The following is a 12,030-nucleotide window of genomic DNA, read 5'->3' on the forward strand; positions in this document are numbered from 1 at the left end:
ATTACAGGCATATTTTTTATTCATTCTGGACTTGCACCAGCTTTTCATGGATAATCGCGTTTTGATTTGCGGCTCTGGCGCAAGACCAGCGTTGCCATTTAATCCGTACCAAACTCAATAATTATTAGCCCTCTGTCGGTGCTGTTTGCAGTACTTACCATCCTTGTTTGAAAAAAGGTATTCAATGTTTAACCTGTTATTAAAACGCCCTCAAAATATTAAAAATGATGTGCTTTCAGGCCTCACTGTTGCTTTAGCGCTAGTGCCAGAAGCTGTTGCTTTTGCATTCGTTGCTGGTGTCGACCCTTTGGTGGGTTTATATGCTGCTTTCCTGGTAGGGCTTATCACTGCTGCAATAGGCGGACGGCCGGGTATGATATCCGGTGCAACCGGTGCCTTGGCCGTTGTGATGGTAGCGTTGGTGGCACAACATGGGGTGGAGTATCTTTTTGCGACTGTGGTGTTGATGGGGGTTATTCAGATACTGGCCGGGGTGTTCCATCTTGGTAAGTTCATCCGTATTGTGCCGCTTCCGGTCATGCTCGGTTTTGTAAACGGACTGGCATTGGTTATTTTCCTCGCCCAGTTAAAGTCATTCAAAACCATCGGTGAAAACGGTGAAGAACAATGGATGTCAGGGGCTCCATTATGGTGGATGCTAGGACTGGTCGCATTGACCATGTTTATCAGCTACTTCTTACCTAAGTTAACGAAAGCCGTCCCCTCATCACTGGCTGCGATTATTGTGGTCACCTTAATAGCGATTGGACTCAATCTTGATATCAACGCGGTCGGAGATGTTGCTTCGATTGCCGGTGGTTTGCCTGAGTTCAGCTTTCCGATGGTGCCGTTGAATCTGGAAACCTTAATGATTATCGCGCCATATGCATTCGTGCTTGCCTTTATCGGTTTGATTGAATCATTACTGACGTTGACTCTGATTGATGAAATGACTGAAACAACAGGTCGGCCCAATAAGGAGTGTATCGGTCAGGGTGTTGCTAATACAGTGACCGGTTTCTTTGGTGGCATGGGTGGTTGCGCGATGATTGGTCAGAGCATGATCAATATCAACTCCGGCGGACGTGGCCGCTTATCTGGTATTTCAGCCGCGTTATTCTTGCTTTGTTTTATTCTATTTGCATCTCCGTTGATTGAAGTGATTCCGATTGCCGCGCTTACCGGGGTCATGTTTATGGTAGTTTTGGGGACATTTGAGTGGGCAAGCTTCCGCTTAATTGGTCGTATCCCACTGTCCGATACCATTATCGGCATCTCTGTTGCCGTCATTACCGTGTTTACCGATCTGGCCATTGCTGTGATTTCAGGCATCATCCTGTCAGCACTGGTTTTTGCATGGCAGCACGCCAAACACATTTACATCAAAAGTTATCGCAATGAGAAAGGCTCCATCGTGCATGAATTGAATGGTCCTTTATTTTTTAGTTCCGTGCGTAATTTCAGTGAATTGTTTGATCCTAAAAATGATGAATCTGACGATATTATTCTCGACTTTCAAAACTCCCGGGTTTATGACCATTCCGCAATTGAGGCCATTGACGCCCTAGCTGTTCGCTACATCAAAGCGGGAAAAACGCTCCACCTGCGCCACCTGAGCGAGGAATGTAAACAGTTATTGAATAACGCGGCTGACTTGATTGAAGTTAATGTGATGGAAGATCCGCACTATCATGTGGCTGACGATAAGCTGGCATAAATCTAAATTTACTGCTATCTTTAGCGCCGCATAATAATATTAATAATTGTTTAATCTGCTGAACTACGAGTAAAAAACATGTTGAAAAAAATTGATGCACTACTGATGGATAAATTTCCACACATTATTTTGGGCTTCACTGCTTTTTGGTTGTCTTTGATTGCTTTTGGTCTGTACAACTCCTGATAAGCATTTGAATCTCAATAAAAAAGCCAGTCTCTTGACTGGCTTTTTTTATGGGAATAGGATGGCAATAACAATAATAAATAAGTGTTATTGATCTACGTCAATGCTCACCACCGAGACAAGCGAGATAATTCAGTTGAAAGGATTAGAACGTTTTTCACTCACCGATTGGAGGTGCATCATGGGCAACAAAATTGAACAATTCTTTAGCGACCATTTTCCAGAATTTATCTGTATTTTATCATTGGCCTTTCTTGTTTTAGTCGGTTACGGCCTTGTGATGTCATAAATACAACGTCATTAAACCTTCGCTAAATCAAAAGCCGCCCTCGCAAGCGTTTCACCGTTAACTAAAACGTCAATGTAGTGCGTGCCGGGGTAGTAACGCCTTGTTGTAATGGCTTTGAAAGAGTGTGCTTTTCTAAAGCACACTCTTTCTTGTGTTTCCAGATGGATATTTTTCCATTTAAAGACTTTCTTACTCAATTTACCATCTGCCCTGACAAAGCTGATTCGGTAATCCAATACCAAACTCTGCGTTTTAGCAGATTCAAATGTCAAATTAATGCCTAAAGTCTCGCCCACAGTCAATTCAGCCATATCTAGGCTCAGTGAAACATTCAGTAACTCAGGCATCTCGCTGTAACCTAATAAGGGATATACACCCTTTTCACCTGCTTTCACTAAGCCCCGAAGACCATGTCGAATCACCCAGTCAGTCTTGTTATCATCAGCCTGTCGCCACTTTTCACACACTGCTAATACCTGGTCAGGGTGGTCTTTACTGATATCGTTCAAATTATTCGCCACTGACCGTCGTACATACAAACTCGTATCCGCTTTGAGTTGTTCCAATAATGGCCATAATGGCGTTGGATCGGCGCGTAACAATTGAAGTTGTGCAGCCCACGGTAACCTTGGGCGTAAGCCTTCAGACGCCAGCCGTCTCACATGTTCATTGTCATGCTCTGTCCAACGCAGCATTTGCTGATAAGTCAGGTCAAAATGCTGGTTTAAAAATGCTCTGATAGCAAACTCGGCCGTAAATAGTGGCGTCAGTTTTTCCAACAACGCAAAAGCACGTTGAGGATAGGCCAGACCATGAACACTGACATAATCAATCACCGGCCAGGCAATGTAACTTGTCCAGTTACGTTGTTTGCTCTCGGCTAACCAATTATCCGCCAGCGGCTCCAGAATACGAGCCGTCTCACAAAAGTCATCAGGTAAGTAGGCTGACAAAGCCAGAATCAAATGGCTGACCCTGGCTTTGAGTTCCAGCTGTGTCAATCCTGATAAAGCCTTTATCTCAAAGGCTTGCCCATCAAATTCCGGATAAACGGCTGAAATTCGCTGCCGTAATTCCGAGATCGCGGCATCACCTAATTGATTTTTAAGCAGCGCTTGTTCCGTCATCCGTTCTGTTTTTTGATAAAGACCGCAATCGATTCAACATGATTGGTATGCGGAAACATATCCATAATGCCAGCCGCTTCCATGGTATAGCCATGTTGGTTTACCAATTCACCAGCATCTCTGGCCAGCGTTGCCGGATTACACGATACGTAAACCAGACACTCTGCGCCTAAATCTGCTAACTGATGCAATACTTCAAATGCACCGCTGCGAGGTGGATCCAGCAAAATTTTATTGAAACCTTGCTTTGCCCACGGATAGTCTTTTAATTCTGTTTGTGTCAGATCGGCTTGTTCAAACTCGGCATTGCTGAGTTGGTTTAGTAGGGCATTATGACGGGCATGATTGACCAGAGCCAGATCACCTTCAACACCGACTACCTCTGTTACGCGTTTGGCTAATGGCAAAGTGAAATTACCCAGACCGCAGAATAAATCCAGAATGCGATCTTCAGGCTGAATATCAAGTAACTCCAGCGTCCGTTGAACCATTTTTTCATTAATACCGGCATTGACCTGGGTAAAGTCGCTCGGGTCAAAATTCAAGGTCAGTCCGGCCTCTGGTGCATAGGAGAGTTGCGGTTTTTCAGGCCACAGTGCAGTAACCGTATCCGGCCCCCCCGGTTGCTCGTAAATCCACAGATCGTTTTTCTGGCCATAGTCAATCAAAGACTGTTTATCGTGTTCTGATAAGGGGTCAAGGTTACGAAACACTAAAGCGACGTTGATGTCGTCCATGGCGACTTCGATCTGTGCAATCCGGTTGTAGGCTTCGAGTCCGGCGATCATCTCGCCTAATTCAGTGAGGCGAAGACCAACCCGGGGGTCCAATACCTCACACTGGTCCAACTTTGCAATGAACGGCGATGCTTTTTCACGAAAACCGACCAGCACCTGTTCTTTTTTAGTGACATACTTGACGCCCAAACGTGCTTTACGCCGATAGCCCCACAAAGGTCCTGTGAGTGGTGGCAACCATGCTTCCGGCTCAAGACTTCCAAAATGAGTAAAGTGCTCGGCCAATGTCCCCTGTTTTAACTCAAGTTGAGCTTGTGGCGACATATGCATCAGACTGCAACCACCGCAAACTCCAAAATGGTGGCACTTTGCCTCTACCCGGTCATCGGATGGATTAGCAATGTCTATCGCTTTGGCTTCATCAAACTTTTTATGTAAACGGGTATATTGAAACGAGGCGGTTTCCCCTGCCAATGCACCGTCGACAAATACGGTTTTACCCTCGATTCGTGCAATGCCGCGACCATCATGCGATAACGATTCTATTTCTGCTGTCACTGCTTCCTGAGGTAATTTCTGCCTGCGCCTACGTTTTGCCATTAAAATCTAATCTCTTGGTCTGAAAAATAAAAAAGTCCAGTGATGCCAAAACACCACTGGACTGCATTATTATAATAAATTAAGCGATCTTATTTCTGTTTCCAACTGCCAGCTTGCTGATACCACCAACCTTTAGCTGCATTACTAATCCAACGCTTAGCAAAGGTTTGTTGAATATCATCCTGCCATTCGGGATGACCGTTTGCGCGGGCAATCTCTGCATACAGAGCTTTACGATCTTTGTTTTCCTCAGCAATCATTGCATTTAATCCATTACGTTCTTTTAGCGGGATAGCCTTCGCATTATGCACAGTAATAAAGCCATCATCGGTAAGGCCAATGGCACCATTATCGTAAAAGGGTTTAAGATTGTCGTGACGCGTTTTCATTTGAGATTGCAGCGCGTTGATGGCTGGCGAGTTAATATTGATATTTGCTTCTGCTGCATTCGCTGATGGAATGAACCATTCCAAGAAACTCACTGCCAGATTTTGATGCTGCATGATAAAGGTTTGCTTATCCTGCTGTTCTGACTCCGGCGCTTGTTGGGGTTGCGTTTCAGGTCCCCAGACATCCTCAATAATCCGATCAGCGGCTTTTTCAGCAGCTGCCGCAGGAAAATAAATATTTATTGTGACACACGATATCAGCATCAATCCTGATACAGTCCCTGTCAGCCATTTTAATAAGCGCATTGTTTTCCCCTTGTTATTGAATCACAGGCCCTGAACTATTTTGTACTGCTTTTAAGCGTTCTATCAGTTCAGACCAATCTACCTGGCGAGTATATCCCACCACATTTATCCACGGTGGCAAACCGCCGCCGCCTTTAACAATATAATAGCCCTGTTCCGCTTCCTCGATCCCGCTCATATCACACACTTCATTTATTAATGTGCAATTGAGCCCCAGTTTTTGATAGGCGAAATCATCAAAAAACCGTAAAAAGCTTCGCGAGATCATGCCAGCCCCACCCCCAATCTGAGTCAGGTTATCGACGGCTTTCTGACTGATACGTCGTTTACCGGGGTTTTCTTTGGGCGTAGTGAGGCTGGCTTTAAATTGAACCGGCTGCCAGTTTGATAATCGTAACTCATGAACATAGCCTTCTAACTTACCGGTGATACGCCCAAAATCAAAAGTCTTGGTCAGTAAATCTAAATCCAGATTCGTAATATCAATATTAGCGTACAGCTGGGGTAAGGCACCTAGTGGTGAGGTCATTCTTAAATCCCTGATAACCGTTGTGCCATCAAAGACCTTCATTTGTAAGGCGCCATCAATTTTAAGTTGTTCGTTACTGTAACTCACATTTGGAATAACGCCTGATAGCTTTCCGTGTAATTTTGGCCATTGCAATGCGTCACTTAACGCTTCCATTGAAACCGGTGTCAGCAAACCATCAAATGTCCAATTAAGCTGACTGTCAGCTTGTTGTTGCAAACTGAATGCATTGATAAGCAGACGACCATCAAATACAGGAAGCTCAACGTCTTGCGTTAGACTGAAGCCATTGTTTTTGCTTTCTGCTTCAATGGTAGTTTCTCCTAACTGAATGGCATAGACTTGTGCTTGCTGCCAATGAAGTTTGGTTTCAATCACATCTTCAGATGTGCTCCAGCCTAAGACACCATTCAGGCCACTAATACTAAAAAGCTGGTTTTGGTCGACAATCGATACATCGTCTAAATCCAGTTCAAAGCGGTAATTATCTTCCTTTAAGTGAAAGATTGCCTGCAACTGACCTCTGGGCTCTAATTTATCGATCGGAGTGCCTAAACTAAAAGGTTGTAACCAATTGGGATAAAGCGTCTTAAAGTCAGTGCTTTTTGCTGTGATATTGAGTTTTGTGAGATTTTTATCTTGTAATGTCAGGTTTAGCTTGGCCGACAACAAAGCGGCTTGCTCAAGCGTTATCTCTGGAACATCAATCAATGACAAGTCTGATGTTGCATACCCTCTTGCATCTAACTTCGTCGGATAGGCTTTAAAGTCGATAAAAACCGGATCAATATAGCTTTGCCCACCCTGGAAATTTATCTCAGTCTGCCATTGCCAGCCATCGTCTTTACTGACAGCGGATACCTTACCCTGTCCTTTTAACTGTTCAGCCACCTGTGAGCCTGTCTGATTGCTGAAATTTAATGCTGTTACTATCCAGCTAATAGCCAGTTTTTCCAGCTTTTCCTGCTGACCTGTCAGCTCGGCTTTGAGATTGACCTCACCTGCATAATCCCACGCTGATAATGAGGCCAACTGAGCTTCATCTAACAAGAGAAGTAACCAGGGCTGGAGCGCTTTAAGTTGAATGGCTTTTGCATCAAATTCAAACTGCCAACCGGCCTTGTCGATGTCTCCTGATGCCGTGATGGTCGCGCCTGCGATGCTAAGTCCGTTTAAATGCAGTAGATAACTTGAATTATCGGGCTCTGCTGAGAGTGAGAAAGCCAGATTTTGTTGACCTAACTGCATATGATTAAAGCTGAGGCGTCCTGATTGGCAATTGAATTGACCTGACAGCCACTCAGCTTTTCCACAGCTCAACTTTACAGTGTTGATCTCGTTAAAAGGGGGAGGAAACAATAATTCATCCGCTGTGGCAATAAAAGACAGCCCAGCTGAAGTGAGGTTTAAGTCCAGGTCAAATCCTTCGGCTGCAAGTTGCTTGGTGGACCAATTACCTACCTGAATATCAATCTGCTCAATAGCCTGAGCCGATAATTGCCAGAATAAAAGGCAAATCAGTAAAGCTGACCATTGCGTCAGTCTTTTCATTATTGTGTCGGGAAAACACCCGTCGATAGATAACGGTCACCCCGATCGCAGACAATACTAACGATCACAGCATTTTCAACCTGATCGGATAGTTTTAATGCGGCAGCTAAAGCACCACCAGATGAGACACCCGCAAAAATACCTTCCTCACGAGCAAGCTGCCGCATTGTCTGCTCAGCTTCATTCTGTGTCACATCCAAAGTCAGATCCACACGATCGGCTTCGAAGATATCGGGCAAATAGGCCTGAGGCCAGCGACGAATTCCGGGAATACTGGATCCTTCTGTGGGTTGTACACCGACCACTTGCACCTCAGGATTTTGTTCCTTCAGATAGCGTGAAACACCCATAATGGTGCCGGTTGTCCCCATCGAACTGACAAAGTGCGTGACTTCGCCTTTGGTATCACGCCAGATTTCAGGGCCGGTATTTTCATAGTGGGCTAGTGGATTATCAAAATTAGCAAATTGATTCAGGACTTTACCTTTACCTTCTTCCTGCATTTGCAGAGCAAGATCACGCGCTATTTCCATGCCTTCAGTCAAAATGATGTCAGCACCATAAGCACGCATTGTAGCCCGACGTTCTTCACTGCTGTTTTCTGGCATGATCAGAATCATTCGGTAGCCCAAAATCGCTGCAACCATCGCCAGAGCAATGCCGGTATTGCCACTGGTCGCCTCTATAAGCGTATCGCCTTTTTCAATATCACCGCGAATCTGCGCCTGATGAATCATGCTGGCAACCGGTCTATCTTTGACTGAACCAGCTGGATTGTTACCCTCGAGTTTAACCAAAATGGTGTTACTGGTATTTCCGGGCATTCGCTGTAACCGAACCAGTGGTGTATTGCCGATAAAGGCCTCAATCGTCGGATAAGAGCTCACAATACTGCTTCCATTAGTATCACATAGGCACTGGCATACTCATGGTCATCACTCAGGCTGAGCAGGCTACGGCCGATTTTTAGTTCATCTTTTAATACTAGACCGGTTTCTTCAAAGCTTAATTCCGGTTTACCCAGTTCATTATTGCTGACCACAATATGGCGTAAACTCAGCCCATCACGAAAGCCCGTACCCATTGCTTTAGCGGCGGCTTCTTTGGCTGCAAAGCGTTTTGCCAGGTAGGCTGCCGGTTTGAGTTGCAACTTGAATTCAGCAAACTCACGGTCACTCAGAATGCGTGCGGCAATTTTATCACCGTGCTTTTTAAGTAACGCTTGCATGCGTGGAACATGCACAAGATCGGTGCCGATTCCGATAATCATCCGCGACGCGCTTCCTGCATTAAGTTTTTCATCTCCCTCACCGCCACTTGCAAGCCTGTAAACACAGAGCGTGCAATGATGGCATGTCCAATGTTCAACTCCACTAACTGTGGAATAGAAGCGATTGGTCCGATATTGTGATAGTGCAGACCATGACCTGCATTGACCTGTAAACCACGTGCATGTGCCTGTTCAGCGGCTTCAGTGATAATTGCCAGCTCACGTGCTGCTTCTGAATCTGTTTCTGCCTCAGCATATCGACCGGTATGGAGCTCAACAACCGGCACGCCACACGCGACTGCAGCATCGATTTGCTTCAAATCCGGGTCAATAAATAGCGACACTTTGATATTCGCGTTCGCCAGCCGCTGACATGCATGTTTCATTCGATCCAGTTGCCCGGCAATATCAAGCCCCCCCTCTGTGGTCAGTTCCTCACGTTTTTCAGGCACCAGACAGCAATCTTCGGGACGATATTTTTCGGCTATTGTCAGCATCTCTTCGGTCACCGCCATTTCCAGATTCATTTTTGTCTGCAAAATGTCTGACAACATGGCCACATCACGATCCTGAATATGTCTTCTATCCTCACGCAGATGCACGGTAATACTGTCCGCGCCCGCCTGTTCTGCTTCAATTGCTGCCTGCACAGGATCCGGATAACGCGTTCCCCGCGCCTGACGCAGTGTAGCAATGTGATCAATATTAACACCAAGGAAAATTGACATGTATCTGAAAACCTTCGTTATTTCTTTAATTGATTGAGGCCGGCAAACAACTCTCTACTATGTAAAGGTTTACCACCAAGATAATAATTTATCACTGTCCGCATCATTGTTTTGATTTCTTTCAGGCTGGTTTCATCGAAGCCCGTTTCTTCGTCTAACAGTCGTAGACTTCGACCAGTAATAACTGGTTCTGCTTTTGTTGCTAAATCTCTTCGCGGACCACTGTCGGGCAAGTAGCGGTATAACGCATCATCATCCAAGGCTGTCTGACTCTCCGCTTCGTGCGTCAATATCAAACCATAGCCAATATAATGCAATAAACGTTTCTCAAATAAACGGAGAATGATTTGTTCATGCCCCCCTTGCTGCAACTCATGCAAAGCAATCTGATAAGCATCATAAATAGCGGGTTCAGCTTCATTTAAAGGCAACAATCTGACGAGCAGTTCGTTCATGTACAAGCCGCAGAGACTGGCTTGGCCTTGCAATCGAAATCCCGCGTCTGATGCTTCGGCCTGACCCAGCGTCACCAGTTCGCCATGTCCATACCAGTTCAGCCACAACGGTTGAAATAATTGAAAGACATTAGCCTGACGCTTCTTTTGTTGACGCATTCCTCTGGCAACCAGACTGATGCGTCCGTAATCACGGGTTAATGTATCAACCAGTAGGCTGGTTTCACGGAACGGGCGATGGTGTAAAACAAAAGCGGAAGTCAGCTCCACAACAATACTTTTTATAAATCGTCGTTGTAACCGAGGTTTTTGAGCATGCGTTCGTTATCAGACCAACCTTCCCGGACTTTAACCCAGATTTGCAAAAACACCTTACAACCGAACAGTTGTTCCATTTCTATTCGGGCATCTTTGCCGATAAGTTTAAGTTGTTCACCTTTCTTACCGATCACTATCGACTTTTGTCCACTGCGTTCTACATAGACTACAGTACCAATTCGGAACATCCCCTCATCTTCTTCAAACTGCTCTACTTCAACAGTCAGAGAGTAAGGCAGTTCCTGTCCCAGGTAGCGGAACAGTTTTTCACGCACGATTTCACTTGCCAGAAAGCGAGAACTGCGATCGGTGAGTTGATCTTCATCAAAGATCATCTCGCCTTCAGGCATCAGTTTGGTAATTTCCTGCTCAAGCAGATCTGTGTTCATGCCTTTACGGGCAGAGACAGGGACAACCGCAGCAAAATCAAACTGCGCTGCCAGTTCCTGAATTTGTGGTAGCAAAGCGCCTTTATCTTCAAGCTTATCCGCTTTGTTTAACACCAGAATAACTGGTGAACGGGCATCCTGCTGAAGGCGCTTTAACACCTTTTTATCTTCATCCGTCCATTTTAAACCTTCGACAACAAACAACACCACATCGACATCTTCAATTGATGATGCTGCAGCGCGATTCATGTAACGATTCATCGCTTTTTTATTATCGCTATGTAAACCCGGCGTGTCGACATAAATAAACTGACCCTCTTCATTGGTTTTGATACCTAATATGCGGTGTCGCGTTGTTTGAGGGCGGCGCGAAGTAATACACAGCTTTTGTCCCAGGATACGGTTAATCAATGTCGATTTACCCACATTAGGGCGACCAATTATTGCTACATAGCCGGAACGGAAAATAGTTTCACTCATAAGGATTCTTCAATTAATGTCAAAGTGCGTTCCGCTGCTTTTTTCTCGGCTTTACGATGGCTGCTACCTTGCGCCACGATCACTTTTTTCAACATCGTTACCTGACATGATGCTTCGAATATAGGATGCTTGTTATCCGTTTTTACTTCTTTGACACTGTAAATGGGGAGTGGTTGTTTACGGCTTTGCAATAATTCCTGCAACCGCGTTTTAGGATCCTTGACCGTTTCGGTCACATCGATATTCTCTAAGCGTTCCTGATACAGTCTCAAGATCAATGCTTTAGTAGGTTCGAGTCCGCTATCCAGGTAAAGCGCACCCAGAATAGCCTCCACTGTATCAGCCAGGATAGATTCTCTTCGAAAGCCACCGCTCTTTAATTCACCAGGCCCCAAAATTAATACATCGCCGAGTTTGAGTTCACGTGCAAGTTCAGCCAGGGTCTCGCCTTTAACTAATGAGGCTCGAAGTCGACTTAACTTACCTTCTTTGACCTGAGTAAACCGATTGAATAATTCCTCAGCGATAACAAAACTTAATATCGCATCGCCAAGATATTCTAACCGCTCGTTGTTATTTGGGTCAGCGCTACGATGTGTTAGAGCTTGTATCAGTAATTCCGGTTTGTTGAAGTTAATTTGAAGCTGTTTACAAAGCGCTTTTTGCCGCTGGGAAATCATTATTTTTTGGGCTCTACATCTATTTCTTTATGGAAGTGTCCAATCAGGTCAATCTGTGCGATAAAAGGCTTGCGAACTTCATAATCAATAACTATTTTCGTGACATAAGCTGTGTTCTGTCCACGGAGAACTTCAACATTTTCTCTTTTAACACTAGTGATATAGCCTATATCGAACCGTCTCTCCAAAAGCGTCTGCACTTCGTTTTTACTTAAGTTGTTATTTTCAAGCTCAATTTCCATATCATTCATGATCTGCAAAACACCATAGTATTCTTGA

General features: G+C 44.9%; 12 protein-coding genes. 1 reads left to right on the top strand and 11 read right to left on the bottom strand.

Features of this window, described 5'->3' with window-relative positions; genetic code table 11:
* Positions 1 to 184 precede the first annotated feature (184 nt).
* On the top strand, positions 185 to 1,717 hold the full coding sequence (locus ACTF5U_RS04235; RefSeq protein ID WP_438970395.1) for a SulP family inorganic anion transporter: 1,533 nt from the start codon (positions 185 to 187) through the stop codon (positions 1,715 to 1,717).
* A gap of 486 nt (positions 1,718 to 2,203) precedes the next feature.
* Here the strand turns inward: ACTF5U_RS04235 and ACTF5U_RS04240 are convergent, their stop codons facing one another.
* From ACTF5U_RS04240 to ACTF5U_RS04290, 11 genes are all read right to left on the bottom strand, one after another.
* Complete coding sequence (locus tag ACTF5U_RS04240) at positions 2,204 to 3,319, bottom strand: DNA alkylation repair protein (protein WP_438970396.1); 1,116 nt, start codon at positions 3,317 to 3,319, stop codon at positions 2,204 to 2,206.
* Complete coding sequence (gene rlmD / locus ACTF5U_RS04245; RefSeq protein ID WP_438970397.1) at positions 3,316 to 4,656, bottom strand: 23S rRNA (uracil(1939)-C(5))-methyltransferase RlmD; 1,341 nt, start codon at positions 4,654 to 4,656, stop codon at positions 3,316 to 3,318. The genes ACTF5U_RS04240 and rlmD overlap by 4 nt, the downstream gene beginning before the upstream one ends.
* Before the next feature lie 89 nt (positions 4,657 to 4,745).
* The gene (locus ACTF5U_RS04250; protein WP_438970398.1) at positions 4,746 to 5,351 is read right to left on the bottom strand and encodes a YdbL family protein; all 606 of its coding nucleotides are present in this window, start codon (positions 5,349 to 5,351) and stop codon (positions 4,746 to 4,748) included.
* 13 nt (positions 5,352 to 5,364) lie between these two features.
* A complete protein-coding gene (locus ACTF5U_RS04255; RefSeq protein WP_438970399.1) occupies positions 5,365 to 7,431 on the bottom strand; it encodes a hypothetical protein in 2,067 nt (688 codons plus the stop codon).
* Positions 7,431 to 8,318, bottom strand: a complete 888-nt coding sequence (gene cysM, locus ACTF5U_RS04260; protein ID WP_438970400.1) for a cysteine synthase CysM — start codon at positions 8,316 to 8,318, stop codon at positions 7,431 to 7,433. Before cysM ends, ACTF5U_RS04255 begins: the two co-directional genes overlap by 1 nt.
* Positions 8,315 to 8,701, bottom strand: coding sequence for a holo-ACP synthase (gene acpS / locus ACTF5U_RS04265; protein WP_438970401.1), 387 nt, complete (start codon positions 8,699 to 8,701; stop codon positions 8,315 to 8,317). The genes cysM and acpS overlap by 4 nt, the downstream gene beginning before the upstream one ends.
* A complete protein-coding gene (pdxJ, locus tag ACTF5U_RS04270; RefSeq protein WP_438970402.1) occupies positions 8,698 to 9,429 on the bottom strand; it encodes a pyridoxine 5'-phosphate synthase in 732 nt (243 codons plus the stop codon). The genes acpS and pdxJ overlap by 4 nt, the downstream gene beginning before the upstream one ends.
* A gap of 17 nt (positions 9,430 to 9,446) precedes the next feature.
* On the bottom strand, positions 9,447 to 10,154 hold the full coding sequence (gene recO / locus ACTF5U_RS04275) for a DNA repair protein RecO (RefSeq protein WP_438970403.1): 708 nt from the start codon (positions 10,152 to 10,154) through the stop codon (positions 9,447 to 9,449).
* Between the two features lie 11 nt (positions 10,155 to 10,165).
* The gene (gene era, locus ACTF5U_RS04280) at positions 10,166 to 11,071 is read right to left on the bottom strand and encodes a GTPase Era (protein WP_438970404.1); all 906 of its coding nucleotides are present in this window, start codon (positions 11,069 to 11,071) and stop codon (positions 10,166 to 10,168) included.
* Positions 11,068 to 11,751, bottom strand: a complete 684-nt coding sequence (rnc, locus tag ACTF5U_RS04285; protein ID WP_438970405.1) for a ribonuclease III — start codon at positions 11,749 to 11,751, stop codon at positions 11,068 to 11,070. Before rnc ends, era begins: the two co-directional genes overlap by 4 nt.
* The coding region (locus tag ACTF5U_RS04290) for a DUF4845 domain-containing protein (RefSeq protein ID WP_438970406.1) at positions 11,751 to 12,030 on the bottom strand (280 nt) is incomplete at its 5' end. The genes rnc and ACTF5U_RS04290, both read right to left, overlap by 1 nt.

The organism is Methylophaga sp. (genome assembly GCF_965655755.1).
Lineage (GTDB): Bacteria > Pseudomonadota > Gammaproteobacteria > Nitrosococcales > Methylophagaceae > Methylophaga.